Below are 26,063 nucleotides of genomic sequence, written 5' to 3'. Positions count from 1 at the left end.
TCACTGCCAGGAAGCTACTCAATACTCTTTCTCTCGATCATAGTGGAAGAGCTTATACTGCTTTCTTTTTGCACTTCATATTCAGGCATGTGAAAGGAGAACCATGTTTCCAGCCAAACCACCTCAAACGCTTCCAGAAGCCTTCTTTCTGGCAACAGCAGGCTCCGCTGCCTTTCCTCTTCTTCGCTATGATGCCGAGCGAACAAGCAAGTCAGCTCTTGCCAGCATGCGTACGCTGGCCCTCATCGGCACCGATGAAGCCTGGAACCTCCTTCACACGTACAAGCAAGACCCACGAGACGCGATACAACGCGAATATCGGCGCCTGCATCAGTTTGGGACGAAAACACTTTTTCGCCCCTCGCTTGTACCATCTCTTCAATTTCAGGACGACCGACAGACCATAGAGTGCAATCTTTATACTCTGGAAACGCTGGATTATCCAGTATTAGTACTTTCAAGCCAGGTGAATCCTACACATATACAGACAGTCAAACTCAACCATGGTTATTATCTTCTCGACATATCAGCGATTGCCGATCTACCAGAGGTAAGAAAGGTCACCCTCTCAGATTGCAGGGCACTCCATGATTTCTCACCTCTTGCCTACCTTCCCCATCTGACAACCGTGACCCTGCCAGCACGCTCAGAGCTGACACACTTGAAGCCACTCGTTGAACTTCCCGAGCTTGTCGACATCACACTGACACACTGTGACGAGCTCACCGACATCACACCGCTTGCCCGCTTCTCTCAATTGCGCATGCTTGCTCTCAATGATTGCGTCAACCTGCTTGATCTCGTGCCGCTGGCAGAGCTCTCACACCTGCACACGCTCTCGCTTTCCAACTGCTCTCAGGCGATTGATCTTTCAGTACTGGCGACACTGCCGCACTTCACCACCCTCATGCTTTCCAGTTGCAAGACGCTGCAAGGCTTGCCCGATCTCACACCACTCGCAAACCTGACCGCGTTCGGCTTCTCATCCTGTGGACAACTCACAGACCTTACTCCACTCACAGCGCTCAAGCGGCTTCAGCGGCTCAATCTCTCGTGGTGCTCTCAGCTTACAGACCTGTCCATTCTGGCATCACTGCCGCAGCTCTCAGCACTGAACCTTTCGTGGTGCTGGTCCCTGACGGACATCACACCGCTTACCGCGCTCGGGCAACTCACCGCGCTCGATCTTTCATGGTGCGGCCACCTGACTGATATCACACCGCTTTCCCGGCTGACCAGGCTGCAACATATCAACCTCTCGTGGTGCGACCATTTGACCGATATCTCTGTTCTGCTTTCGTTACCCGAACTCAAAACGGTGACGCTTCACGAGTCGTGGCAGGGAAGCAGCGTGGCAACTGCCCTTCGGAAGCGCGGCATTGCGCTGACCTTCACAGGAGACACGGACGGTCTGGCCTCTCCGGGCGCTTCCTTCGATAGTCCCGGCCAGACGCTCCCGGGCAAACGACCGCTTTGACAGTCTGGAAATAGTCGAGATATACTGAACCAGCTACAACTGTCTTTCTCATTCGCAAGATGAGCTCACAAGCAAGGAAAATGAGCGTATGATGTTATTTGCGAACACAGGGCTTCGCACCACGTGTGATCGCTTCCTCTGTGGACATACTCCTCTGACGCAGCGCGACCAGCTCAAGCAACTGGCACTATCACCGCTTCTGGATATGCCCATTGATCGATATGGACAAGGGCCTGCGATTCAGCTTCTAGAGCAGGAAACCGCCGAGATATTAGGCAAGGAAGCCGCTGTTTTTGTGCATAAAGGGGTGGTTGCCCAACAGATGGCGCTCCGCACATGGGCAGAACGAACGCGCCGCTATACTGTCGCGCTTCATCCCAAAAGCCATATTGATGCTGACGAGCGAAATGCCTATGAACGCCTTCACCCACTGATTGGCTTGCGTGTCGGCTCGGAGCATAGCATGTTTACGCTCCAGGAGCTCAAGGCGCTTCACGAGCCTCCCGGCAGTATTACGATTGAGCTTCCATTGCGCAATGCAGGCTTTACGCTCTTGCCGTGGGACGAGCTGTATGCTATTTCCACCTGGGCCCGCGAGCAGCACATACCGCTCCACTTCGATGGGGCCCGGCTCTGGGAGTGCGGCCCCTATTATGGGCGCTCCTATGCAGAGATTGCCTCGCTTGCCGACTCGGTCTATGTCTCCTTCTATAAAGGGCTCGGCGGGCTTGCAGGCTGTGTTCTGGCTGGTCCAAAAGACTTTATTGAGGAAACACAAGCATGGCAAACACGGCTTGGAGGCAACATCTTCACAGTTTTCCCTTATGTGCTTTCCGCCTATGAGGGACTACAACACCACCTGCCTAAAATGGCTTCCTATGTGGCACGAGCCCGGGAAATAGCGGCTGCGCTCTCCCGGATCGAGGGAGTACAGCTTGTTCCCGATCCGCCGCATATCAACTCGTTTCAGCTCTACCTTCCAGCACCAGCAAAGGCACTTCAGAAGGGGATCGAGCACCTGGCAGAAACCGAACATATCTGGCTTTTCGGCACGCTCCACGAAACGCAATTCCCATCTCTGACAATGGTTGAAGTGGTGGTTGGCGAGGCAACCGAGCAATGGACCACTTCCGAGGTAGTGGAAGCGCTCCAAAAGCTCCTTCAGCTTGCCCGCGATGCATAGATTGCCACACAGCAGCAGTGACAGGCCACTCGATGCCTGCCCACTGCTGCCAGCCAGGGAACCACATCAGCAGGCATAATACATTCCGCCAGAAAACGTCTATCACACACCTCCCTGCTTTTTCTCTTCTCTTTTTGAATACCCCGGTTCGCTGTCAAAGCGGAAAAGGTCTAGCCATTTTGAAGGCGATTACGTAAAAAGGTCTCCCAGGTAATATGGCCAACCGCACGGTCAAGCACGATATTGACACCAGACCGAAAAGCGTCATACAGTGGGCTCTTGAGCGGCATCGGATGGATAACACATTCTCGCTGATAGACGCGCATATAGATATCGGCCATCTCTTCAATGGTCAGCACCTGCGGCCCACCCATCGCCGGCACATGCCCACAGGCCCCCCGTTCTACCAGATCAACCAGCCGATGAGCCACCTCCAGCTTATCAATCGACTGAAAGCGCATTCCCGCCGGGATGACAATTTTCTTCTCCTCCGGCTTCTCGCCCTGCTTGATCAGGTTCAGGACCAGATCGTGAAACTGGGTCGCGCGCAAAATGGTCCAGGGCAAGCCGGAATGCTCAATCATGTGCTCAACTTCCAGCTTCGCTTTATAGTACGGATATGGACTCTTATCAATGCCAACAATCGAGATATAGACGATATGCGGCAGATCATGTTGCAGGGCAGCTTGCAGCAAATGTTGAGTCCCACGAATATCGGTCGTGAAGCCCTCTTCCTGATAGTTACTGGCACAATGCACAATTGCATCAATATCCGCTGTTGCCTCCTTCAACCCGCTCCCCGTACGAATATCACCGCGACAGACCTCGATCTCTTCAGGCACGGGCGGATTCTCCTGATGCGTGTAGACACGCACATTATGATCATGGTCAATCAGGAACTGCACGACGAGCTGACCCACTCCGCCTGTGCCCCCGGTTACAAGAATAGTAGACATATACGTTTCTCTCCCCTTCTACACTGCAACTGGAATAATAGAGCAACGCCTTTTTCACGTGAAAGCTATCACCCTGGTTCCATCACAGAGCTCAACCGTCACCAACCTCCATCGCTCATCGTGTTCTACTCGAACATTCGATACGCACAAAGCTGCATTAGTCTATCAGAAGGAAAACTATGGGAACGAAGCGCATTCTGGCCCTCCAGCATACACCTGAGGACCCACCCGGCCTTGTGCTTGACATGGCCCGGAAGCAGCATATCCAGATCGACATTTGCACCTCCTCTCATGAACCACTCCCGGACGTTCTTTATGATTATGATATGCTCATCATTTTTGGGGGGCAGGAACACGTGTATGACGAGAATCGCTACCCCTTTATTACGAAGGAAAAGGAGCTAACCCGCAAAGCCCTTGCCCGCGGGCTCCCCTTTCTGGGAATCTGTTTCGGCGGTCAATTGCTTGCTTCAGCACTGGGAGCACGGATCAGACGCCTGGCTGCTCCACAAATTGGCCTGCTCAATGTCCATATCACCGATGCCGGCCGCCGCGACCCGATCTATACCGGCATGCCAGCCCATCAGCTCGCCTTTCAATGGCACAATGATGTGTTCGATCTGCCTCAGGACGGCGTTCTCCTCGCCACCTCGCAAGGCAGAGAGCATCAGGCCTTCCGCTTTGGACCGAACGCTTATGGCATTCAGTATCATATTGAGCTCACTCCCAGGATGTTCGAGGAGCAACTTTCAGACAAAACGACGCGCCGCGCCTTCCAGCACAAGCCAGAAACGTATCAGCATATCAAGGAAGCATGGAGAACGATATACCCCACCTACGAGGAACATTCTCGGATCTTCCTTGACAATCTGTTTCGTATTGGTCAGCTTATCCCTGCACGTTCGCCCATTCACGATAGTGGGAGATATCGCCGTACAGCTCAATAAGCGGCTTCTGCTCCTCGATCACGACTTTGCATAATCCGGTCGGATACGCGGCCGGCGGCTCCCAGAGCCGTTCCATTGGGCGCTCATCGAAGAAGGCCATTATGGTCTTCAGCGTCGCTGCATGCGTGACGAGAAGGAGCGTTTCCCCTTTCTGTTTCTCAAGCACGCTTTGGAGAAAGGGGAGCACGCGTTCCCGCAGATCGTAGAAGGATTCGCTCCCGTTGACGGGCCGATAGAGATGCGGACGGCTCCAAAAAGCAGCGAAGATCTCCGGCTCGCGCTGTTGAAGCTCCTCACGCGTCTTTCCTTCCCAATCACCCATATATAATTCACGCAATGCATCATGTGGAATAATATCACAGGAATGATGAGCGCCGATCAGCTCCGCTGTTGTGCGCGTCCTCTGGCTCGGACTGGTATAAATAGCGGTGAACGCGACCTCACGCAACGCTTCCCCGAGCCATTGCGCCTGACAGACCCCCAGGGCAGTCAGCGGCGAATCCTGCCAGCCCTGCAGCCTCCTTTCAATGTTCCATTGCGTCTCTCCATGCCGTGTGATATAGAGTGTTGTTTTCATTGTTCAGAACCTCTTCCATAAGTTGTCTCGCTAGAGATAACTGTACAATAAAAGGCCGAACAGTACCACCCACACACGGCATCAGCATGCTTCTTTCCAACTATAAGAAACGTCTTAGAGGGACGTAATCCGCAAGAGTTCCTGCACGATGATCTCCCCGGGCACCTCGTTCCGCGGTGGATACTGTTCGGGCTCGTAGAGAACATGAATGCCATATTCGGTGAGCAGCTTGAGACTTTGCGGAAATGCGGGATGCTCGGCCAGCTTTCCGCGCCGGACTACCGGTACGGCCAGAATCGGCGTTCCAATGCCGGTATGCTCGCAGAGAAGCCCGAGCGCCAGATTATCACTGATACCAAGCGCCCACTTGTTGACCGTGTTAAAGGTCGCGGGAAACACCAGCAATGCATCAGGAGGAGGCAGAAGGTCCGGCGTTCCGGGCTGTTTGTAATTGGTGCGAACCGGATTTCCCGTCAGATAGTGCAGCCGCTTTTGCTCGACAAATGCCGTCGCACTCGGGGTAAGAATCGCACAGACATTCCAACCAGCAGCGATCAGAAGCGGGATCAGCTCATAGGCCTGCGGCGCTGCACCGGCAGCACAGATAACAAGGTACAGCACTCTTTTCATGGTTTGCGAATTCATTTCGGTTGATTCGCTCCTCTTCTTTCTAGAGTTTTCAGGCAATATGCCATCTGTGTTATTTAATACCCCGGTCAATCGAAAAAGCGGAAATTTTTCCGGCCACTTTTTGATGTGTTCGCGAAAAGCCGGTTATAACAGTAACTCCAGATCATCATGGGTCGGTCGGAAACCACAACGCTCATACACATGGCGTCCTGCATCGGTTGTATGGAGAAAAACGCGAGAGGCACGGACTTGCTTCGCATATTCAATAATACGGTTCATAAGTGCAGTTGCTATCCCTTTTCCCCTCCATCCCGGAAGAGTATACATATTCATAATATATGCCTCTAAGCCAGATGGGCAGAAACGCGAGGGCGGTTTTTCCAGCAAGACCATTCCACTTATCGCCACTATTTCTCCTGCGGCTGCTTCCGCTATCCATGAATGAAATTTTCCAGAAGCTATATTTTCTTGTATATACTGTTTTGTCTGCTCAAACAGGGCTTGTGATGGCTCACCACCCTCCCGGAAATCGACCTCTTTAAATAGACGGATTCTCAGTTGAACGATAGCATCACAATCCTGCATTCCTGCTTTGCGGACTGTATATTCAGCCACTCTCTCTTCTCCTTTACCGCTTCCGTCGCAGCAAGTATCCAAGTCTCGTAACCTCTGGCTCATTACCATACGGGCTCTCTTTCAATCTGCTATAAAGCCGAGCAATGCGCTGAACATTCACCTCCGAACGCATGTGCTTCACACAAACAAGCGCCTCTTCCGCTAAAGTAGTTGCCAGCAGAAATTCACCTTTCTGAAGAGCTGCTGTCGCAAGCAAGATATCGCGATAGATATTTCGTCGCTTGAAGCCTGATCGCTCAAGGGCCATATTGAGCTCATCAAGAGCCTCATCCGGCCGCTGAAGCACGATCAGGGCTGCCCCTTTATCAATGTGATAATGGTTGAGATCTGTCTTTAAAGCATATATTTCTTGCTCTCTCTCTACTTTACTCAAAGACCGGATAAGAGCGCCTGCTTCATCAATAGTCTGTACAACACTTCTTTTATCATATTCAGTTCTCGCTATGCGTGCTAGCGAATGACCTTCTTTCAGCTTCAATACAGCAATGAGAAGAGCAGGCAGGCGTGTCTTCAAGGAAAGCGCTTCTTGAAAATCTCGCAACGCATCGTAAAACAACCGAGGAGCCTCAACAAGCCGCCCACGATCAAAAAGGAGAACGCCCCGACGATAGAGCGAGATCGCAAGCAGCTCGTGGTTGTCTACTAAACGAGCATACTCAACTGCCCGCTGAATATGGCTGTCGGCCTCGTCAAATAGCCCGAGATCCCGAAAAATCATCGCGAGCACCTGATAATAGCAACTTAACAATGTATAGCACTGTTCCTTCTGCGATCCCTTGTAGTTCTCAGCAGCTTGCTGAAGGACAGCAACATGTAGCGCAACTGCCTGAATATCAGGGTGCATCGACTGCACATGATGCAAGTCCCAGTAATTTTGTAGTATACACTCGTATTCATTAAAATTAAGAACAATCCTCTTATTACCTATATGGGAGGTCTGTTCTATCTTTTCATCCTTTGCCAGCTTTTGCAGAATCTCATCTACCGTCACGATACCTAAAAGCATCGGCGGGATATTGAAGAGATCAGCTAAAAATCGCCGTCTTTCGATTGAGAAACCAGAGTCACGCCGCTCCATATCTCGCACCGCAACAGACACAGCTACCCACCCATTAAAACTGCATGTAATTCCTTCATCGCTTTATGATTCCGTAATTTCGTGATGTTCAGTCTATCATACATCGCTTGAACTCTGCTGATATGGCGTTGTGAACCATAATGTCGAGCAAGTTCTATTCCCCGAACCGCTAGCTTGACTCCTTTTTCCATGTCCCCACTATAGGAATATGCTTGAGCTTTAATAATAGTATAGGAGCCGAGCGCACGCATAGGACGGAATGGCTTCAAGTTATCAAGATAGGCGTAGATCTCAAGCGCCTTCTCAGGCTCCCATAACAACGTATGCCCCTGCGCTTTCTCCTGTAATACCTCAATCCGGTTAAACTGATTATACTGAGTATCTAAATTATCTTTCACAAGATGTGCACATTCTTCTGCTCGCTGAATTGCATCGAGAAACTCAGCCGAGAAACCATAAGCAGCGTGCGCTCGCGCCAGAATCTGCCAGCGTACTCCCTGGACAAGCGTGCTTGCCACATCTATGATCGGCTGCATTCTATGCAGAATTTTGACCGCTGCTTCATATCGCCCCCGCTTTCTCTGCACATCCGCCTGATGGATTTGCGCGAGGCACATGATATCGACATCATGCAACTCTTCCCCTAAATCAAACATTTCCTGAAAATGGCCTGATGCCTGCGTAAAACGAAGTTGATCATATGCAATCCGTCCCATCATCTCATGCGCATATGCCAGTACTTTTTGCGCGGGTTTCATAAATTGACCATGATATTTCGTCAGAGCACCCTCCAGATTCTCTATCATCCCTTCCAGACTCTCTACAACAGGTTGATTCTTCCCATCAGCAAGCCAAAGCAACCAGGATAACTTTGCAGTTGCAAGAGAAGGCTCCAGGAGCGTCTGTAGTAGAATATCATTGGCCTCAGACGGTTTATCGGCAAGGAGCTTTGTCGGAGGTCTTGTCTTCCCTATCGCATCGAGGCGTTCCTGCGGTATTTCTAGAATTTCTGCCAGGCGGCTGATTTGTTCCAGCTTGTCGACTTTTCGCTTGCCTCTTTCAATCAGAGATACATATTCTCGGGTGTGTCCCCACCGTTCAGCAAGATCCCCCTGCGACCATCCTCGTTGTAAACGAAACGACCGCACCAGTTTCCCAAACTCGTTGCTATTGAATTCCAGATGACGCTTCTCCGACATAAAACCTCCCTTTTTCACAGCTCGCTTCGTAACAATATGTTCCTCTCCAGGAACATCCCGTTCCTTGATAATACCACTAACGCGTACTACACTTCAATAGGATCTACATAAAGTCCTACGCTACTCATTCTTCAGTTCCCTTTTTAAGTATGGTAGACGTCATGTTTGTAGGGAGGAAAATGCCATGCAGCGCCCGATCGTCGTCATTGACGATTCGCCTACTATCCGCAAGATCCTTGAGGTTACCTTGCGACGCGCAGGCTATCCTGTGACCACATTTCCGGATGGAGTGCTCGCGCTCAAAACGCTCCTCAATGAGCCTGTAGAGCCGATACCCTCGCTTTTCATCCTGGATATCGACTTACCTCAAATGAACGGTTTTGAGATCGCTCGTTACCTCAAGAAGAAGCCAGTGCTCTCTGAAGTTCCGCTTCTTTTCATCTCACGTCATTGCGGTGTCGTCCAGCGGCTCAAGGCGCGGCTTCTTGGAGCACACTCATTTCTCACCAAGCCTTTTACAACGACCTGTATCACTGCTACTGTCTCAACTCTTTTTCAGGAGATACATAATGACGAACAGACAAACTCCGGACCAATTGTCCACTAGCCAACCGTCAGCCTGCCAGCTCTCGAAAGAGGAACGCCGTCGCAAGCTCAAAAGGCTGAATGAAGCATGGCACCGCTTTCGCTCGCTTCCACCTGAAACCCCCGAGCGACATGCTGCAAACGAGACATTTCGAGATGCCTATACAGAACTCTACCGAGAAGGGGTACAATTCCGCTATAATGGAGATATTGACGAATATATGCTCCTTGAAAAGGCGTATCCTCCCTTCCGGCTCGATTGCTGGTACCAGACAGCCGGCGGCCTCTACGTTCACATACTGGAATATTGCCCCGAAAGTTCCAAAAACCCATACGTTGTCGCTACCATGCAGCGTGACATCTACTATTGTGACGCGGAGGGAGTGACAGAGGTGCCTGCACGCAATCTCAAAGATGCGCTTGAAATCGATTCTTTTCCCGGGAAACAGTTCTTTTTCTTTGATTGCACGCTCGTAACACACGTCAAAGTGATCGCATCTACAAAAGCAGAAGCATACGAACTGGCTCTGGAAGCACTTGTACCTCACACACTCAACCGAGATGTGTTTGTTCGGCACATCGATACGACAGTGAAACAGGGCAGCGAGGCATAGATCAGGTCAGGGCCTGTCGAAGAGTCAGCCTTTTCCACAGGCCCACAGAGCAGCTAGAGCAATTTCTGAAAGAAAACCCGTTGATATCCCTCGTGCAGTCTTCTGTCTACTTCTTCAAATCCCAGACGTCGATAAAAGCGGAAATTTTCCACCATTACAGCGTTCGTGTAGAGCCGAATCGCCTTTAAACCTGCCTTGAGCGCCTCTTGCTCCACAAACGAGAAGAGCAGCCGCCCAAGTCCCTGCCCTTGAAAACGAGGATCGATCGCCACATTTTCAACAAACATGGCGTCACGCTCTGGCATCATCACCAGGACCCCACAAATGCCTTCTGTCGTTGGCAGGACGTAGACAGTACCATCTTTTATCAGAGAGAGATAATCAGCATGCAAGGGAGCAGGTTCACGCTCCATACGAGCAAGATAGCAAGCATAGGCCCGACGCACACAGGTCTCGATCGCCTCTCGTTCCGCTTCCTGAGCCCGACGAATTGTCCGTATAGTCATCATTTCTCCTCCATCGAAGTCTGCTTCTTCTCCCTATATTACGAGAGGAACATCTGTCTCTACAAGTATTTCTTAACCGCGTGTTAACACTCTTTACAAGAAAAATTGACAAAGCTTTACCCGGGCTTAAAACTCCTTTAACAACATTGAACATACAATGAGACAAACCCCGCTAGAAAGAAAGAGAGGCAGATATGCAAGGTAAAAAGCAGTATTTCTCTATTGGTATTTCAGTTCTTGTTTTACTCTTACTCTTAATTCCTACCGCAGCTTTCGCTCGAACTTCGGTCCCCGAGACGCACGGACGCTATCGGAACGTCATCCTCTTCCTCGGTGACGGTATGGGCGACTCCGAAATCACCCTCGCACGCAACTATTTCGTTGGTGCGAACGGGCGTCTCAACATGGATAAGCTGCCTTATGTCGGCGCAAGCACGACCTATTCGGTGCTCGAAAACAACCCGAAGCAGCCGGACTATGTGACCGACTCGGCAGCCAGCGGTACTGGTTGGGCGACTGGCACGAAAACCAGCAACGGGCGCATTTCGACCACAGCCGGGACAGACAAAGATCTTCCGACCATCCTTGAACTGGCTCAGAAAGCGGGCTACGTGACTGGCGACGTCACCACCGCTGAACTGACCGACGCGACTCCGGCAGTGCTGGCCTCGCATGTCAGCAGCCGCTCTTGCCAGGGCCCCGCAGACATGAAGAGCTGCCCGCAGGACAAGAAGTCGGCAGGCGGCCCCGGCTCGATCGCGGAACAGCAGATTGACCATCAGGTCAACGTCCTGCTTGGAGGCGGGAAGCAGCGCTTTGACCAAAAGATCGATTTTGGCAAATATACCGGTAAGACGGTCCTCGAAGCCGCTCAGGCCCAGGGATATACCGTCGTGACCGATGCCAACGGGCTCAAGAAGGTGAACAGTCAGCATGTTCTGGGTCTCTTCAACCAGAGTAATATGACGACCGAATGGACTGGCACTCCCGCGCAGCCCTTCCCTGGAAGTGGGCCACAGACCTGCCAGGAGAACAATCGACCGAGCAATGAACCCGCCCTGGCCGACATGACCAGCAAAGCGATCGAGCTCCTTCAGCGAAATAGCCGCAAAGGCTTCTTCTTACAGGTTGAAGGCGCATCCATCGACAAGCAGGACCATGCTGCCAATCCGTGCGCTCAGATTGGTGAGACCATCGCGTTCGATAAAGCAATCAAGGTAGGCATGGATTACGCCCGCCAGCACCCGGACACGCTGGTCATCGTCACAGCCGATCACGGCCATACTTCCCAGATTATCGAAGAGCCAACCAGCGCCAAGCAGCCTGGAGTCTTCAGCAAGCTGATCACGAAGGAAGGTTCTACCATGTACGTGAGCTATGCGACGGCTCCTTCTGGGGAGTCCCAGTCGCACACAGGGACACAGGTACGTATCGCTGCAATGGGTCCTGAAGCGCCGCGAGTCATGGGTGTGATCAACCAGACCGACATCTTTCAGATCATCAAGCGGGCACTCTCCATCCGTTAAAGCGGAAATGTTCCTTCTTTGAAGAAAAGGGGCATCTTCTATAGAGATCTCACTTCTCTTATAGAAGATGCTCTTCTTTCATCCCCGTCGCCGACACAGTGCCAGAGAGAACAGTAGTAGCAGTCCATAAAGTGCTAGCTGTACCAAAGGTGATACCAGCAAAAAGTGTTCGTTCCTGAGCCAAAACGCCAGCGCCGTTCCCGTTACAGCGTCAACGAGCATCCCGACGCCTCATATCAGTGAGAGTATGACAATCCAGAAGCGTACCGAAGCCTCTTTTTTCCATTCCTCCTCAAATCGGGCAACCCGTTCCCTCACGCCACCCGTCACAATTTGAGAACGCTATAAAATATAATCGAGCGAGGCAGCGCCAACGAGAGCAGTAAAAGGAGCCCGAATACACCCGGAATCAATGAATTGCGCGCAAGGAAGATTTTCGTATCGCTGCCAGGCAACAAAAACAACAAAGCAAGCACCATCGCAAGGAAGACAAAAGCCGCATTCAGCCGGCTCAACAGGCAGATCTGCTCAAGAGAGCGCAGAAGTGACTCCGGGAGCCGCTGTACAACTTCCGTTCGCACATAATCCAGCAGCGGACGCGAGAGCACCTCACCAGATTGCCAGCGCCGCGCCCAGAGACGCAGACCAGCAGGCCAGCCCTCAAGTTGCTCGTAGAGCCGGGTAAGCGTGCTCTCGGGAAGCGATACCGGGACGTTCAGGCGGCGGCACCCCTTCTTCCACAAACGGACGAATCAGTGCAAAACGCTCCTCAGCGGATGCGTGTTGTTCTCTTGTTATCGCTTCTTCCTTCCCATATCCTTTACAGTATGCTATTCATATGTTGTACCTGTCAACTGTACCGGGCAATAGAACTACGCCAGTTATTTCCAAAAAGAGAGCGCCATTTTTAAAAAGGTATGATAAATACTACCCCCTCCTCTCTCTTTTCTCTTGTCCATCTTGGTCTGGAAGCGCTAGAATAAGGGGTGACAAATGGGGGAAAGAAGAGGAGGAATATGGGGAAAACGACAGCGCGTCAGGCTCTACAGGCGCAACTACTCGATATGTGCCGGCAAGACAAGCGTATTGCTGGCCTGGTCGATTACAGTGCAGAAGATGAACGCATCCTGGAGAGTCGAACTGACTTTGCCCTGACGCTTTTTATCATAGATACCTACTTTGACACGTTTGTGCTGGAGCTTGAGGCCTGGTTCACCCGGTTTGGACCTCCCCTCCTGCTGTTACGAGAGGCAGAGAACACCATTCGCGTTGTCTATGATGCGCAGCCGCTTCCTGTACACCTCACAGCAATCTGCCTGCCCGCCAATTCCATGCACCTCACCCTGGATAGACCGGCCCTTGAGGCCAACGTGCTCTATGACGCAACCGGACAGCTTACAACGGCGCTTCATCAAGCAGCCGATGCTTTCCCGACCGATCAGCAGGCAACGTTTGAAGAACTTGCCAGCACCTTCTGGTATGATCTGCTCGACACCCTTTGCAAGCTGTTGCGTGGCGATCAATGGAACGCTTGCCAGCTTTTTCATGTCAGTGTTCTACCTGCCCTGATCCGGCTCCTGAGGCTGGAAGCCACAATTATCTCACAATGGTACAACCACCATAGTGGCATTGAACCGGCCCTTCCTGCGGAACGACTGGCGAGGCTGAATGCCTGTCTGCCCACCGCGGCAACACTTGCAGGGACCGCCAGAGCGCTGAGAAAGAGCATCGAATTGGGATCGGAGGTCTGCCGCTCCATTGCCGCGCTTCACGGCTTTCGCTGGCCCCACGCGCTTGCGGAGCGCATTGAGGCTATCGTCCTTTTCTGGCTCCCCTCAGATAGATGTACATAAAAAGTGGGAGCAGGTTGTTTTGACCCGCTCCCAATAATGAGAAGAAACTGCTTTAGCCCTCGAAGATATCAAGCGGCAATTGGGCGGAAACCAGCCAGTTAGGCGCGTTTACCACTTCGCCGATGCGCACATCGACCGCAACGCTACAAAGCGCGTAGGCCTCGTGCGGCGTCAGATCATAGTTCTTCGTCAGATGCTTGATCATGCCCCGGATAGACTGGCGCACCGCCTCAAACAGATCAGGACCATAGGCAGTTGTCGCATAGTAGCCCTTCTGGTTCTGCTTCGGAGCCTGGTTGCCTGGCGTATAGTAGGAGATAGAGCTGAGATCGGCGTCCTTGAGCAGGTTCACACGAATCTTAACCACCATCGGGCCCTCGATTGCGGAACCACAGACCTCGCCATCACCCTGCGCCGCATGCGTATCGCCAAGCGAGAGCAGCGCCCCGGGATAGAGAACCGGGAGATAGACCTTTGAGCCCTTCACCAGTTGTCTGGTATCCAGGTTGCCGCCATTGGCACGAGGCGGGACCATATCCAGTGCACCGGGCTCAGCCGGAGCGACGCCGATCATGCCACAGAACGGCTCCAGCGGAATGCGAATTCCAGGCTTGAAATACGCATGATCCCCGTTCAGCTCCCAGATCTTCAAATACGGCTCGGGATATTCGTCGGCCAGCAAGCCAAAGCCGGGAATAACGCCTGTCCAGCCCCAATCTTTTGGGCGCACATCAAGAATCTCAACCTCAACCACGTCACCAGGTTTCGCGCCATCAATCGCGATTGGCCCGGTAACGGGGTTGACCGCGCTAAAATCCAGCGAGCGCAGGGCATCGCTGGTGCTGCCAGGGTTCAACTGACCGGCTGAAGCCTCGCGCGTTTCCAGCTCAACAACATCGCCAGATTGCACTGTAACCAGAGGCGGAATGCTCTGGTCCCAGCAGTTATGTGTATGGTGCAGATGATATTTCACGTCAGGAATCATAGCTCTTCTTCTATTTACTCCTCTCCTTCAACAAATACTTCATCACTTTTTGCCAGCGTCTCAGGCGCTTTCACGCTCAGTATTGCCAGAATAATCACGCCGATAACCAGCCATGCAAGCACAATCGGGCCAGCATACAACAGCGGAGCGGCAGGCAACGGATTAAACTGATTATATAACACAACCAGGAGCACCAGGAACGGGATCACCGGCACGATTACGTGACGGAACACGTTGAACTCATCCTTGTGTTTGCGCAGATAGAACACCACCACAGAGATACAGGTCAACATGTAAATCAAGATAATCGGGAGAATCAGGATCGTTCCCAGGAAGCCGAAAGCAAGCGATGGACCATAAACAAAGCCCGGAACCAGTGAACAGACCAGCGCCACGATCATCGCCAGAATGAAAGCGACATCCGGCGTGCCGTACTTGTTCAGGTGCGCGAAGCTCTTCGGCAGCGTGCCAACCCGACCCATCGCAAACAGCACACGCGTCACGGCATTCACACCGGCGTTCGCGTTCGCCAGAGCACTATTGAGGATCGCCAGCAGAATAATCACGCTTGCCGGTCCCCAGGCTCGCTGAGCCATCTCAGCCCACGGATCTGCATGATCGGGCGAACCATAGAGGGCAGCATTTGCCGGGCCCCAGCCTACCATTGCGGCAAAGGAGCAGAAGACATAAAACAGACCGATACACACAGCAGCGAGCAAGATAGCACGAGGTACAGTTCTGCGAGGATTAATAGTCTCTTCTGCCAGAGGAACAGAAGACTCAAATCCAGCAAAGGCGAGCAGGACAAACGTCATGCCCATCAGAATGCCTTTCCAGCCACCCCAGGCAGGATCGCCACTGTGAGCAGGATTCAGAATATCCAGCGAGATGTTACCGGGGTTGGTAACAAGCAGCCAGATACTCAACAGCACAAAGACGCCGATCTCGATAGCACCCAGAATCACACCGGCGTCAGCAGAAACCTTGATACCAAAATACGACAGCAGGAAGAGGATAACGGTGAAAATGATAACCCAGGTGAACCAACCAAGCGAGATATGGAAATACTGGCTCACAAGCTGATCCGCGGTTGGCCCCAGCACCAGCAACTGGAACGGAATAATCAGCAAGTAGGCAAGGTTGAAAGCCCACCCGGTCAACCAACCGACCTTCTGTCCGAGAGCATTACTGATATATGTGTAGAAGCCGCCCGCAGAGGGAAGGTGCTTCGCCATTGACCCGATGGTCAGGGCCAGGAAAATACAGACAATCAACGCGATAAACGCTGTCAGCGGGAGCGCCGGACCAGTCAGAGCGACAGCCGGAGTCAGGCTGGCAGCAAGGCCAGATGCAGGGGCCATCGTGGTGATCGACTGGAACAGGACCCCCGGCAGGCCGATGGTATTTCGGCGCAATTGCCCGGATTCACCCTTTCCAAGCGTAGAATCAGCAGACATCGCAAACTCCCTTCGAGTTCAAGATAAATAATATATCATACAGGCAATATTGCCGGTATAACGTTGTAAGCTCTCCATACTCCCTGTGCGGCCAGAGAGCATGGAGAGTTCCCCATTGCTTTTACTATCTATTGTCAATCTTTTCTCGCTAAAAACCAGATTCAACCTCATGAATCTTGTCCTGCCATGCCGCCTCGGTGGTCGCAAAGACACAGCCAAAGTACGCCACAAACAGACACACCACCGTCAGACTGCCCACAAAGACACGCCACATCATGTCATTAATCAACGGAGCAAGCTGGTTATAGGCAAGCGTGTTGACTATTGCAACCGCGCAGGCAATCAGCGCCACATAGCAGCAGGTCTGAAGCAGCCATTTCGGCACAATCAGCCCTTTCTTCAACAGCTCAGGATAGCGTTTCATCAACACGAGCAAGCTGATAAAGAGAAAAGCGGAAGAAACAGCCCAGATCAACACCAGCACCGAAAGCGTGATCACCTGCACTTCAAGCGCAAGATTTGCGGATTCAGCCATTGAAAAAACATAAGGCACGAAGTACAGCAAGAGCGTAAACCCGATAGCAATGGCAGTTTGTGTGAGAATGGCATTGACAGGCACTCGATGCTTATTCAGGCGAACCAGACCGATCGGCAAACGGCGATCTGCGCTAATCGTCATCAACAAACGAGCGAACAGGCTCCCGGTCAGTGCGACAAATAATGGAAAGAACACAAGCAGACAAGCAGCAGCAATACGTGCAACCACCGGGCCAAACAGGCGCTCAAGGGCAATCAGAATCGACGCGTTACTGAGCGTTGCCGCCTCGGGACCGATCACAACCAGCAAGGCCATTGTCAGAATAAAATAAGCCCCTAGCACAGCAAGCGTGCCCCAGAGGAAATGACGATAGCCCTTCTCTGGCTGTTTCGCCTCGCCAAGCACAATCACAGGCACGTCTGCACCCAGGTACGCCAGCACGACAATACCAAACAGCTTGAAGTTATCTGGCGTGATCGCCCAGGTTGCCGGGTTCAACAACGGGGTAGCACTGGAATGGCCACCAAGCAGCCAGACGACCGCCGCAATACCCAGCAGTAACACCACTGCATAGGTTAGAGGCGTCACAAAGTTCACAACGTGCTGAAACGTTCGCAGCGGTTGAAGAGAGATAAGACAGGCAAAAATCAGAATCGCGATCACAGCGAGTCCCTGTTGCCAGGGCTCTACTAATAAATGCGGATTGATACTCTGCACAATGGTGATCCCGATACTGGCTGCACTGACCATCGCCACAACACCGGGTATCCAGAACGTCACAGCAGCAAACAGGCTCCAGAAGCCACCAAGTGCCTTATGTGTCCAGTTATAGGATGAACCATTAACAGGAAACCAGGCGCACAATTGAGCGACAACCAGCACACAGGGAATGAAAAAGATCAGCGCTCCGATCCCCCAGTAGAGGAGGGAGACCGCCCCAGAAGCGATGGTACCGACCGGGTTCGAGACGAAAAACATCACCATCATAAAGGACATGGTGAAGTCAAAATTCGTCAATACGGGCGGCAGAACACGCCGAACGTAGTTTTCTGATGTTAAAGTAGGAATTCGTTCACGCATATACACTAGGCCTCTTCGCATGGGAAAAAGAACAATACTATTCCCTGCCTTCTCATTCCCCGCGTTGATTCTCCTGCGTTTCCCTTTCACCAAAGCGATTGCTGATTTGTATCGCCGTCCCTACTGGCACACGGGACCGACCCTCAGCCTGCTATTTCAAGCATACTCATATTAAGCAGGAGAGTCCAGAGACGATAAAATCTACCTGTTTTTTTGCTGGCACCCTTGTTACTATGCTTTCTCCTGTATATAAACATATTAGTACCTTTTTGTAAAGAACTACAACAGTTAATTTTAAGAAGAAAATATATGTTAGGAAGAATTACCTACCCTTTTTTAAGGTCACTCTGTCACATCTCTCTTGCACTAAAGCTGTCTGTTTCTCTCTCAGATGACGACAACGCCTCTAGAAATACCAGGTTATAGGATGAGAAAGCAGGGATAAAGTACCCATATATCAGAGGAACAAATCCCTGCATACAGGAATCATTACCTACTCTCCTTGACATGCAGAGAGCAATCGAGTACCCTCACTTCATACCCTGTCTTCCAGTCCCTATAGAAAAAGCATCCCTTTCTACGACCATGACTGCACCCTCCCTGTCGGTGCAAGCCATGACCAATTGAGTAAAAAGCGAATTCTTCCTGAAGAAAGGCAACGGGCACCCGACAGTTCTTTATTCAGGAGAAAGTATGAGTTGCCCACAATGCCACTATGAGGGGTATCGTGTTGGTGAGCCATGCCCGCGCTGTACATACACCCAGGCTCCCAGATCCCGGCCACTCACTCATCAAAAAAAGGCGCTGACACCGTTGCAGCCTGATGTCAGGCTGCTTGGCTCTGGTCGTTACCGAGTCATCGACCAGATAGACAAACAACAGTGGACAAATGGCTCTACGGAAGTATGGTTGCTTGCACAAGATACATTACAGACAAATAAGCATGTCACTATTTGTGAAGCCTCATTTCCGGCAGGAAACAATGTCCCTCAAGCATATGTGCAGGCAGCGATGAAAAGCATTGTCGCGCTTTCAGCACACCCACGTATTCCTGCACTGCACGACATGTTTCTTGAGAACAATCATACCTATTTCGTGTTTGAGCAACCGGCTGGCACACTGCTCAGCCAGTCCTTGCGCCTGACAACAGGTGGCGTGCTCCCTGAGCTCACAGTGCTGGATGGTTGTCTCGCGATTCTCGATGTGCTTGAGCTGCTTGCACGTCAGCAGTCACCGCTGGCGCACGGCCGTATCAAGCCAAACACCATCAATTTGTTCTCCGATGCAAAGGGGAGCGGTTGGCAATTGCTTCGCTTCTCCCCGCTTCTCTTCAGCTTCCTTCAGCAGCAGCCTCAGCCCGGCTTCATCCAGACCGACCTTGTCATGTTACTGGTCACTGCATATATCGCGCTGACAGGCAAACAGCCAGATAAAAATATGCTTCAACCAATCCGCAAGCTCAATCCTGCCATTTCAGAGCAAACGGAGGCTGTCATTATGCGCGGACTGCATGACCCCCGAAGCTACACAACACCCGCCGATCTGGCACAGCAGCTTCGTCTTTGTGCACGCGCCCTGCGCAGCGTTTCCATCCCACCGGTAGCCCCCGGCCCAATACCGACGCCGATCAGCGTCCCACCAGTTACACCACAAGGAGACGCCACTCAGGATCTTTTTGCGAAATACTTACAAAATATTGCACCATTAGAGGAGAAAGAAGGGAAGGACGAAAAGAGCATTCTTCCCGAACCGGAAAGCCTGCCCCCAATACCGAACCGCAATCACTATCTTTTCGCCGCCCTCTGGGGAGGCTGCCTGTTCCTGAGCATCCTTGTGATGGTGTTCTTCCTGTAACGAAAAAGAGGAATAGCCTGATATAGCCTTTTTTTCAGTAAAAAGAGAGCCAGGTACACGGTGCTGTCCGGGCTCTCTCCCTGTTTTCTCCACTACCAAAAGAGATAGTATCTTCCAGGTGCCTATACCACTAAAAAGTGCCTTCTTGTAAAAGACCCCTCACCTCCGTATAGTTAAGAACAAGAACCGGTTCACTGCTACCACCACAGTCACAGAAAGAAGCAGAAAATATGAAAATCGAGATTTTTTCAGATATTCTCTGCCCCTGGTGCTACATCGGGAAACAGCGTCTCCGCTCGGCACTTGCACGTTTTCCATACCGGGATCAGGTAGAGATCAGTTTCAGCAGCTTCGAGCTTGATCCGAGTCTTCCCGCTGATTCGCAGGAAACCATTGAAGAGCGTACAGCACGCAGTACCGGTAGAAGTGCTCAAGAGGTTTCAGCAATGCTCACCTATGTCACAGAGCTCGCGCGACAAGAAGGGCTGAACTATCATCTTGAAGGGATACGACTGGTCAACTCTCGAACTGCTCATCGGCTTGTCCACCTGGCATCCAGACAGAAGAAACAGGAAGCAATGCAGGATCGACTCTGGACGGCGTTCCTCTCTGAACACCGCTCTATCAGCGACCCTACGACGCTGCTTGAACTCGCGGTTGAGGTAGGCCTTGACCCCGACGAGGTACAGGCTGTGCTGGATAGTGACGCTTATATGGATGAGGTAAATGCCGATAAGCAGCGGGCGCTGCTGCTTGGTATTACCGGCGTTCCGTTTTTCGTCATTGATGAAAAGTATGGCATCTCTGGAGCACAAACATCCGAAGTATTCTTGAAAGTACTTGAGACTGCATGGGCCGAAACACACCCGTCGACCGGACTTGAACTCGCTTCTGAGGCAGAAGGAACCTGTGAAGGCGGAAGCTGCCCACTCTAACAAGCAGCCGAGGTTGCTTCACGATGCTGAAGCAGCCTCCTTTTGTTGAGAAATCGGAAAAGCTTGACAGCCGCCTGATGGGTGGTTTACAGTGTTGATGGTAGAGGAAGGAGTGAAAGATGCACGAGGTACAACTACCAGCAAACCATAATGAACGAATGAAACGCGTCCTGTGCGCAATTGAGGGGCTATCAGTTGGGGATGCTTTTGGGGAACGCCTCTTCTCCAATCCGTCTATCCTCGAACATGTGGAAGCAGCCTACCAGGCCAAAACGCCACCCAAGCCATTCACCGATGATACGCTGATGGCACTCTCAATCGTGTCGATACTCCGGCAATACGGGTATATCCAGCAGGATCAACTGGCCCGCAGTTTTGCACAGCGTTATGATCCCCGGCGCGGCTATGGTCCGGCCATGCACCAGCTACTCAGAGCGCTTCAGAGCGGGCTTCCCTGGAAAGATGGAGCAAGCAACCAGTTTGAAGGTCAGGGATCATATGGAAATGGGGCAGCAATGCGTGTTGCGCCGGTTGGTGCCTATTTTGCCGGATCAATGGAGGAGGTCGTCATCCAGGCCGCACGCTCTGCCGAAGTCACCCACACGCACCCGGAAGGTGTCGCGGGAGCCATTGCCGTCGCGGTTGCCACCGCACACGCATGGAGCCTACGTGATGAGGCTCAACTGCCAACACGTAGCGAATTTATTGACCTTGTCCTTCCCTTTGTGCCAACCAGCGAACTGCGCCGAAAACTACGGCTGGCCCGAGATATCTCGGAAAAAACGGCGCTTGATGCAGTGGTTGCAATGCTTGGTAACGGCAGCCTGGTTTCGGCACAGGATACTGTCCCGTTTACGCTCTGGTGTGCCGGCGAGCACCTCGGAGACTATAAGCAAGCCATTCTGCTGACAGCCAGTGCCGGGGGCGATGTTGACACCACGTGCGCGATTGTCGGAGGCATCGTCGTGCTTGCAACCGGCGTTGAGGGCATTCCTGAGGCGTGGAGACAGGTACGCGAGCCGCTCCCTGATTGGCCCTTCCAAGAACAGGCCGAGTAGCGCTCAGTTGCCCGGTTGCTCATTCTGAAATTGTTCGGGATGCGTTTCACGCCAGTAGTTCCAGCCTGCCTTCAGCAGCTCCTGAAGCACTGCCGCTACCGGAGCAGCCAGAAAAGCGCCCGCAACGCCAAAAAGATTGGTCCCTGCCACAATCGCAAAGACCGTCAAAATAGGATTCAGACCCACAACGCGCCCGATAATACGCGGTGCCAGAATGTTATTCTCAATATTCTGCAATAGAATCACCAGCACCAGCGCCAGCACCGCCGTTTGCAGGCTCTTTGTCAGGGCAACCAGGACAATTGTTCCACCCATAATATAGACACCAACCACCGGCACAAATTCCAGGACAAAAGCCAGCACTGTTAGCAAAAATGCGTATGGAACGCCGAGCAGAAAGAGTCCGATTCCCGTCAGAATACTCATGGCAGCACCAAGCAAGAGATTCCCACGTATATAGCCACCGATGATACGCCCGGTTGTTTGCAGCACAAAAGCAATGTTGCGCTGATGGCGGTTCGGCGTCCGGCTCGTCAACCAGTGTGTGATAACAGGACCGCTTAACAGGAAATAGATACTGAGCATGATAACCAGCACAGTATTGATAAAAAGTACAAACGTATTGCTCAACAACGGGAAAATCGAGCTCAAAATCCCCTGGATCTGTGAGAACCACTGCTCTCCCATACGCTGGAGTTGCTCCTGCGAGATACCCAGTTTACTCATATAATTGAGTATCGGCTGAGGAATCAGGCCGCGCCCCGAAGACAGGTACGCTTTCATCCAGCCAATGAAAAGCGATAGTTCCCGAATGGCTGCACTAATAATGAAGAAGAGCAGGACACAGACAAACGAGAGAATCAAGATATACACCAGCACGATCGAGAGCCAGCGCGGTAACCAACGCTGAAAAAAGCGAACTAGCGGCGCCAAAATATGAGCGATCAGTGCACCCAAAATGAGCAACAGAAGCGCCTGCCCCACACGCCCGGCCAGCCAGAACACCACTCCGGCTATTGCGATCCAGACCAGCAGAGCTGCCCCTTTTACAAATCGATGGTACCAGAACACAGTTGAATCAGTGTATGGTTCTTCTTGCTGTGACGCATTCACCTTTCTATCCCCTCTTTCTCTTCGCGCATCCAGGAGAGTACGGCAGACCTACTTGATTTTTTCTGTCTAGCGGTCGCGCTTCTCTTTTCTTTTCCATTGTACGAGCAAGGGAATACAATAACGGGAGCGCTTTTCTCAAAGAAGAGGTTAGAGAGGCTTCACCCGGCTTCCCGAGCTGCTTCAGGCAATAGTAACTTACATTGATTTCGGAGATCAGCAGCAATGAGCCGGGCCGCTTTATTCTGCCAGTTATACAGCGTGCGCTCGGGGACCTGCAACCGAAACCACTCAAGCGCCTCGCGAGTCGTGGGATCAGGCGGATCGGAGGAACCACGCCGACTATACGGCTTGATACCCATTACATAGGGGAAATAGAGCGCGTTATAATAGCGCCATTCGTCGCTGGTGCCAAAGTCGCCCTTCGCACGCGGTTTCAGCCGCTCGATGCTCTCACTTAACAGGGCCTTCAGCTCGGTAGCTCGCTCCAGCACATCATCTTTCGCCCCCCGGGCAGCGAGCCGCTCTTGCACCTGTGGAAGCCTCGTCAGGGGGCTGCTTGCCAGCCGTTGCAGATCACCAAAGTTGCTCAACGCTCGTCGCGTCAAACGCACGAATTCTTCGGAGTCAGTGTTCAATATGTCTATTTGCTGATTGATTCGCGGGAGAGCATCGGCAGCATCATGCAGTTCAGCCCGCGCCTCACGCACCTGTGGGAATGTACTGAAAGCAATTCTCTCTGCTATTTTTCGAGCAGAACGAGAAAACACCTGTACCAGAATAGAAGTTGCAATGATACTCAGCAGGAGCAGCGCAAGCGGGAACTCTACCTTCTCTCCTATCCAGAAGAGCAGCGCGACCTGTCCTCCAAAGAGCAGGGCCAGCAACAATGAATAATCAAACGACCGAAACACATCGGGCAGGAATGCTTCCCCTTGCTCTACAGCGTCTTGCGCGGCAACCAGCCAGCCAAGCATCAGTAGATTGATCCCCATTGGCAAGCAAGCAAGGGGCCACGATACCGCAAGAAAAGCAGAGGTACAGATCAGAGCCAGCAGCACGAACAAAAGCGGCTGCTTGTCCCGGAGGTGCCGCCAGCAGAGCACCAGCGCAGCCACAAGAGGCAACAAAGCAGCGCCCAGAGCTATCAATGGATGCAAAAAGAAGAATATACCGCCGCACGCCACAAACCAGCCAAGCACACCAAGCCCGCTGAAAAAGGCCTGACGAGCAACCCCAAACAGATTCTCGACGCGAGTACAGATCAGCATCGCAGCACAGAGTAAGGAAGGCAACAACAGCAACAATTGTGCGGGAACAGCCAATATCGCATGTGAAAAGGGAGCAATGGGTTCGAGGTACATGCAGCCAGCGGCCAGTGCATAAGAGATCAGTGCTGCCCCAACCAGCCCGACACGCGTGCTCTTCACATTTCGACTGAAGAGGTAAGTTCCAAGCCAGAGCGACAGACCGAAAAAGAGGATTTCGAGCACTCCTGCGCCTGCGGCAAAATAACCCGTCATACCATACGCTCCCACATCACAAACTTAGTACAAACGTTTCTCCGATTATCGCAGTCTGTATGAAATCTGTCAAGTATGAGTTTTTTTCTGGTACTACCTAAAAAATTGGCAGTATATGGCAGTGCTTTGACTGGGAATGGCAGTGCTTTTACCACTATGCTGATTGTAGATCAGAAGCGTGACCAAGCGAAATGAAAGCTTCTGAGCAAGTATACAACAGGAAAGGACTTCGATAGATGGCACAGCACTCTATTCGTTCCACATCTTCCAGGCTGAAACTCTTTATACAACTTGATGCCGCAACTTCTCTTCTAGGCGCATTCCTGTTTCTGGGTGTCGGCATCAGCCCGCTTGCTTCCATTCTGGGATTCACAGATCCTATCTTCCCAATCATTGTAGGAATTGGCCTGTTCTTCTATGTTGCCTGGTTGCTCTTCATCAGCAGAGGGCCCGAAGTACACCCGCGAAACGGCCTGATAACGATCTGCATCAATGATGCCTGGGTGCTCGCGAGTATCATTCTGCTGCTTGTTCAACTACCACCGCTCACGCTCTGGGGTAAGGGCTTTGTCATCCTGATCGCCCTTATCGTCGAGGCGTTCGCACTGCTCCAGTTCTCCACTCTCTTGCAGCAGCGTCGGGAATTGGCACGCTACAAGCAAGCACATTAAGAGAAGAGACGCGTTTCTTCTCGCAGCAGCACAGGTCCATAGAGTATAATAAAAATCGAACAGCCCGAATACACCATAAAGGGAACTGAGACTCCATATTCCGTCTGCCTTCTTGCTTTCTGAGTCACAAAAGAAACAAGCAGGAAGGCAGTCATCACGAGGAGGTTAATATGACAGTTAAGTTCGGCTGGGCTCTCTCTGTTGGACCAACCGAGGGTATCTCTCAGCAGCAATTCCATAAGATGATACAGAAGCAAATCGAACTTGCGGATGGCGTCGTTGACTCGCTCTGGTTTGTCGATCACCTGCAATTCGGCTCGTCAGCGGTTCTTGAAGGATGGACAACCCTGACCTATCTTGCTGCCCAATATCCTCAATTTCAAGTAGGCCATATGGTCCTTTGCCAGTCATTCCGCAATCCTGCACTGCTGGCAAAAATGGCTACAACCCTGCAATATATGAGTAACGGGCGCTTTCTCCTCAGCATTGGCGCAGGTTGGCATGAGGAAGAATATCGTGCGTACGGCTATCCGTTTCCTTCCCCACGGGTGCGCGTTGAGCAGCTTGAAGAGACTTTGCAGATCGTCAAGTCGCTCTGGACCCAGGAGCAAACAACCTTCCAGGGAAAACACTTCTCAGTCCAGGCGGCGTACTGCGAGCCAAAGCCGGACCCCATTCCACCCATCATTATAGGAGGCAAGGGCACACGCTTGCTACACCTTGTTGCTCGCTATGCAGACGGTTGGAATGCTCCCTGGCTCACCCCCGAAGATTATGCCGCGCGAGCAAAGGTACTTGAACAGGAATGCCAGAAAGTCGGACGTGATCCTTCCAGCGTGCAGCGGAGCTGGTTCGGACGCTGCACCTGCGTGGCCACCGAACAAGAGGCCTGCACGCTACATGATCGTGGCTTAACAGGCACTCCCGACCAGATCGCGGCACAGCTTCAGCAGTACATCGATCTCGGTATTGATACATTTATGCTTGGGTGCAACTCTTTCGACGATATGACCACAGCAGAATTACTGCTAAAAGAGGTATTACCTCGCTTTCAATAAAAAAGTGGAGAAGGCGAAGTATATCTT

The 26,063-nt window shown here is 52.0% G+C and carries 26 protein-coding genes; 12 read left to right on the top strand and 14 right to left on the bottom strand.

The features are described from left to right. Positions 1-103 precede the first annotated feature (103 nt). Entirely contained in the window at positions 104-1,477 is a 1,374-nt protein-coding gene (locus EI42_RS11125) for a leucine-rich repeat domain-containing protein (RefSeq protein ID WP_111321858.1), read from the top strand. Between the two features lie 88 nt (positions 1,478-1,565). Further along, entirely contained in the window at positions 1,566-2,660 is a 1,095-nt protein-coding gene (locus EI42_RS11120) for a threonine aldolase family protein (RefSeq protein ID WP_111321856.1), read from the top strand. Here EI42_RS11120 and EI42_RS34315 read toward each other — a convergent pair. Both EI42_RS34315 and EI42_RS11115 read right to left on the bottom strand, forming a co-directional pair. Continuing rightward, positions 2,639-2,770 carry a hypothetical protein gene (locus EI42_RS34315; protein WP_282957318.1) on the bottom strand — a complete coding sequence of 44 codons (132 nt, stop codon included), beginning with the start codon at positions 2,768-2,770 and terminating at the stop codon, positions 2,639-2,641. The genes EI42_RS11120 and EI42_RS34315 overlap by 22 nt on opposite strands. Before the next feature lie 60 nt (positions 2,771-2,830). Continuing rightward, on the bottom strand, positions 2,831-3,616 hold the full coding sequence (locus EI42_RS11115; RefSeq protein ID WP_111321854.1) for an SDR family oxidoreductase: 786 nt from the start codon (positions 3,614-3,616) through the stop codon (positions 2,831-2,833). Positions 3,617-3,795: 179 nt separating this feature from the next. Between EI42_RS11115 and EI42_RS11110 the strand changes: the two genes are divergently transcribed. Continuing rightward, complete coding sequence (locus EI42_RS11110; protein ID WP_111321852.1) at positions 3,796-4,563, top strand: type 1 glutamine amidotransferase; 768 nt, start codon at positions 3,796-3,798, stop codon at positions 4,561-4,563. Here the strand turns inward: EI42_RS11110 and EI42_RS11105 are convergent. The 5 genes from EI42_RS11105 to EI42_RS11085 form a co-directional block, all read right to left on the bottom strand. Then, positions 4,505-5,140: a histidine phosphatase family protein gene (locus tag EI42_RS11105; protein WP_111321850.1), complete on the bottom strand. Its 636-nt coding sequence runs from the start codon at positions 5,138-5,140 to the stop codon at positions 4,505-4,507. The two genes, EI42_RS11110 and EI42_RS11105, sit on opposite strands and share 59 nt — an antisense overlap. A 114-nt stretch (positions 5,141-5,254) precedes the next feature. Then, entirely contained in the window at positions 5,255-5,785 is a 531-nt protein-coding gene (locus tag EI42_RS11100; protein WP_111321848.1) for a flavoprotein, read from the bottom strand. 129 nt (positions 5,786-5,914) lie between these two features. Further along, positions 5,915-6,385, bottom strand: coding sequence for a GNAT family N-acetyltransferase (locus EI42_RS11095; protein ID WP_170142545.1), 471 nt, complete (start codon positions 6,383-6,385; stop codon positions 5,915-5,917). Positions 6,386-6,398: 13 nt separating this feature from the next. Then, a complete protein-coding gene (locus EI42_RS11090; RefSeq protein ID WP_111321844.1) occupies positions 6,399-7,505 on the bottom strand; it encodes an NsdA family TPR-like regulatory protein in 1,107 nt (368 codons plus the stop codon). 2 nt (positions 7,506-7,507) lie between these two features. Then, positions 7,508-8,683 (bottom strand): helix-turn-helix domain-containing protein, encoded by a 1,176-nt coding sequence (locus EI42_RS11085; RefSeq protein ID WP_111321842.1) that lies wholly within the window; start codon positions 8,681-8,683, stop codon positions 7,508-7,510. A gap of 184 nt (positions 8,684-8,867) precedes the next feature. Between EI42_RS11085 and EI42_RS11080 the strand changes: the two genes are divergently transcribed. Both EI42_RS11080 and EI42_RS11075 read left to right on the top strand, forming a co-directional pair. Beyond that, positions 8,868-9,290, top strand: a complete 423-nt coding sequence (locus tag EI42_RS11080; protein WP_111321840.1) for a response regulator — start codon at positions 8,868-8,870, stop codon at positions 9,288-9,290. After that, positions 9,253-9,882 (top strand): hypothetical protein, encoded by a 630-nt coding sequence (locus tag EI42_RS11075; protein ID WP_137686397.1) that lies wholly within the window; start codon positions 9,253-9,255, stop codon positions 9,880-9,882. The genes EI42_RS11080 and EI42_RS11075 overlap by 38 nt, the downstream gene beginning before the upstream one ends. A 53-nt stretch (positions 9,883-9,935) precedes the next feature. On the opposite strand, the gene EI42_RS11070 is transcribed toward EI42_RS11075, so the two are convergent. Continuing rightward, positions 9,936-10,391 (bottom strand): GNAT family N-acetyltransferase, encoded by a 456-nt coding sequence (locus tag EI42_RS11070; protein WP_111321836.1) that lies wholly within the window; start codon positions 10,389-10,391, stop codon positions 9,936-9,938. Positions 10,392-10,582: 191 nt separating this feature from the next. On the opposite strand from EI42_RS11070, the gene EI42_RS11065 reads away from it, so the two are divergent. Further along, positions 10,583-11,914, top strand: coding sequence for an alkaline phosphatase (locus EI42_RS11065; RefSeq protein WP_111321834.1), 1,332 nt, complete (start codon positions 10,583-10,585; stop codon positions 11,912-11,914). Positions 11,915-12,240: 326 nt separating this feature from the next. Here the strand turns inward: EI42_RS11065 and EI42_RS11060 are convergent, their stop codons facing one another. Beyond that, the gene (locus EI42_RS11060; protein WP_111321832.1) at positions 12,241-12,657 is read right to left on the bottom strand and encodes a hypothetical protein; all 417 of its coding nucleotides are present in this window, start codon (positions 12,655-12,657) and stop codon (positions 12,241-12,243) included. A 273-nt stretch (positions 12,658-12,930) separates the two neighbouring features. Here EI42_RS11060 and EI42_RS11055 point away from each other — a divergent pair, with 273 nt between their 5' ends. Next, positions 12,931-13,767, top strand: a complete 837-nt coding sequence (locus tag EI42_RS11055; RefSeq protein WP_111321830.1) for an aminoglycoside 6-adenylyltransferase — start codon at positions 12,931-12,933, stop codon at positions 13,765-13,767. A gap of 52 nt (positions 13,768-13,819) precedes the next feature. On the opposite strand, the gene EI42_RS11050 is transcribed toward EI42_RS11055, so the two are convergent. From EI42_RS11050 to EI42_RS11040, 3 genes are all read right to left on the bottom strand, one after another. Further along, positions 13,820-14,752: an acetamidase/formamidase family protein gene (locus EI42_RS11050; protein ID WP_111321828.1), complete on the bottom strand. Its 933-nt coding sequence runs from the start codon at positions 14,750-14,752 to the stop codon at positions 13,820-13,822. A 14-nt stretch (positions 14,753-14,766) separates the two neighbouring features. Continuing rightward, positions 14,767-16,209 (bottom strand): APC family permease, encoded by a 1,443-nt coding sequence (locus tag EI42_RS11045; RefSeq protein WP_111321826.1) that lies wholly within the window; start codon positions 16,207-16,209, stop codon positions 14,767-14,769. Between the two features lie 148 nt (positions 16,210-16,357). After that, complete coding sequence (locus EI42_RS11040; protein ID WP_170142544.1) at positions 16,358-17,827, bottom strand: APC family permease; 1,470 nt, start codon at positions 17,825-17,827, stop codon at positions 16,358-16,360. A 693-nt stretch (positions 17,828-18,520) separates the two neighbouring features. Here EI42_RS11040 and EI42_RS11035 point away from each other — a divergent pair. The 3 genes from EI42_RS11035 (at position 18,521) to EI42_RS11025 (ending at position 21,674) form a co-directional block, all read left to right on the top strand. Beyond that, positions 18,521-19,681 (top strand): serine/threonine-protein kinase, encoded by a 1,161-nt coding sequence (locus EI42_RS11035; RefSeq protein ID WP_137686398.1) that lies wholly within the window; start codon positions 18,521-18,523, stop codon positions 19,679-19,681. 230 nt (positions 19,682-19,911) lie between these two features. Beyond that, complete coding sequence (locus tag EI42_RS11030) at positions 19,912-20,616, top strand: DsbA family oxidoreductase (protein ID WP_111321820.1); 705 nt, start codon at positions 19,912-19,914, stop codon at positions 20,614-20,616. Between the two features lie 119 nt (positions 20,617-20,735). Beyond that, entirely contained in the window at positions 20,736-21,674 is a 939-nt protein-coding gene (locus EI42_RS11025) for an ADP-ribosylglycohydrolase family protein (protein ID WP_246046529.1), read from the top strand. Between the two features lie 3 nt (positions 21,675-21,677). On the opposite strand, the gene EI42_RS11020 is transcribed toward EI42_RS11025, so the two are convergent. Then, positions 21,678-22,745 (bottom strand): AI-2E family transporter, encoded by a 1,068-nt coding sequence (locus tag EI42_RS11020; protein ID WP_211326121.1) that lies wholly within the window; start codon positions 22,743-22,745, stop codon positions 21,678-21,680. 200 nt (positions 22,746-22,945) lie between these two features. Next, positions 22,946-24,307, bottom strand: coding sequence for a hypothetical protein (locus tag EI42_RS11015; protein WP_111321817.1), 1,362 nt, complete (start codon positions 24,305-24,307; stop codon positions 22,946-22,948). A gap of 236 nt (positions 24,308-24,543) precedes the next feature. Here EI42_RS11015 and EI42_RS11010 point away from each other — a divergent pair, with 236 nt between their 5' ends. Both EI42_RS11010 and EI42_RS11005 read left to right on the top strand, forming a co-directional pair. Next, the gene (locus EI42_RS11010) at positions 24,544-24,978 is read left to right on the top strand and encodes a hypothetical protein (protein WP_111321815.1); all 435 of its coding nucleotides are present in this window, start codon (positions 24,544-24,546) and stop codon (positions 24,976-24,978) included. A gap of 170 nt (positions 24,979-25,148) precedes the next feature. Beyond that, positions 25,149-26,036, top strand: a complete 888-nt coding sequence (locus EI42_RS11005; RefSeq protein ID WP_111321813.1) for an LLM class flavin-dependent oxidoreductase — start codon at positions 25,149-25,151, stop codon at positions 26,034-26,036. The last annotated feature ends 27 nt before the right edge of the window (positions 26,037-26,063 follow it).

The sequence above is a fragment of the Thermosporothrix hazakensis genome, from assembly GCF_003253565.1.
Classification (GTDB): Bacteria; Chloroflexota; Ktedonobacteria; order Ktedonobacterales; family Ktedonobacteraceae; genus Thermosporothrix; species Thermosporothrix hazakensis.
This window is presented reverse-complemented; position numbering and strand designations above follow the sequence as displayed.

Bases quoted from the DNA above. Each gene is read 5' to 3' on its own strand.
- EI42_RS11045 (WP_111321826.1), bottom strand. From the start codon at position 16,209: ATGTCTGCTGATTCTACGCTTGGAAAGGGTGAATCCGGGCAATTGCGC.
- EI42_RS11070 (WP_111321836.1), bottom strand. From the start codon at position 10,391: ATGATGACTATACGGACAATTCGTCGGGCTCAGGAAGCGGAACGAGAG.
- EI42_RS11050 (WP_111321828.1), bottom strand. From the start codon at position 14,752: ATGATTCCTGACGTGAAATATCATCTGCACCATACACATAACTGCTGG.
- EI42_RS11065 (WP_111321834.1), top strand. From the start codon at position 10,583: ATGCAAGGTAAAAAGCAGTATTTCTCTATTGGTATTTCAGTTCTTGTT.
- EI42_RS11100 (WP_111321848.1), bottom strand. From the start codon at position 5,785: ATGAATTCGCAAACCATGAAAAGAGTGCTGTACCTTGTTATCTGTGCT.
- EI42_RS11005 (WP_111321813.1), top strand. From the start codon at position 25,149: ATGACAGTTAAGTTCGGCTGGGCTCTCTCTGTTGGACCAACCGAGGGT.
- EI42_RS11055 (WP_111321830.1), top strand. From the start codon at position 12,931: ATGGGGAAAACGACAGCGCGTCAGGCTCTACAGGCGCAACTACTCGAT.
- EI42_RS11040 (WP_170142544.1), bottom strand. From the start codon at position 17,827: ATGCGTGAACGAATTCCTACTTTAACATCAGAAAACTACGTTCGGCGT.
- EI42_RS11035 (WP_137686398.1), top strand. From the start codon at position 18,521: ATGAGTTGCCCACAATGCCACTATGAGGGGTATCGTGTTGGTGAGCCA.
- EI42_RS11075 (WP_137686397.1), top strand. From the start codon at position 9,253: ATGACGAACAGACAAACTCCGGACCAATTGTCCACTAGCCAACCGTCA.
- EI42_RS11025 (WP_246046529.1), top strand. From the start codon at position 20,736: ATGCACGAGGTACAACTACCAGCAAACCATAATGAACGAATGAAACGC.
- EI42_RS11010 (WP_111321815.1), top strand. From the start codon at position 24,544: ATGGCACAGCACTCTATTCGTTCCACATCTTCCAGGCTGAAACTCTTT.
- EI42_RS11080 (WP_111321840.1), top strand. From the start codon at position 8,868: ATGCAGCGCCCGATCGTCGTCATTGACGATTCGCCTACTATCCGCAAG.
- EI42_RS11085 (WP_111321842.1), bottom strand. From the start codon at position 8,683: ATGTCGGAGAAGCGTCATCTGGAATTCAATAGCAACGAGTTTGGGAAA.
- EI42_RS11015 (WP_111321817.1), bottom strand. From the start codon at position 24,307: ATGACGGGTTATTTTGCCGCAGGCGCAGGAGTGCTCGAAATCCTCTTT.
- EI42_RS11115 (WP_111321854.1), bottom strand. From the start codon at position 3,616: ATGTCTACTATTCTTGTAACCGGGGGCACAGGCGGAGTGGGTCAGCTC.
- EI42_RS11120 (WP_111321856.1), top strand. From the start codon at position 1,566: ATGATGTTATTTGCGAACACAGGGCTTCGCACCACGTGTGATCGCTTC.
- EI42_RS11125 (WP_111321858.1), top strand. From the start codon at position 104: ATGTTTCCAGCCAAACCACCTCAAACGCTTCCAGAAGCCTTCTTTCTG.
- EI42_RS11110 (WP_111321852.1), top strand. From the start codon at position 3,796: ATGGGAACGAAGCGCATTCTGGCCCTCCAGCATACACCTGAGGACCCA.
- EI42_RS11030 (WP_111321820.1), top strand. From the start codon at position 19,912: ATGAAAATCGAGATTTTTTCAGATATTCTCTGCCCCTGGTGCTACATC.
- EI42_RS11105 (WP_111321850.1), bottom strand. From the start codon at position 5,140: ATGAAAACAACACTCTATATCACACGGCATGGAGAGACGCAATGGAAC.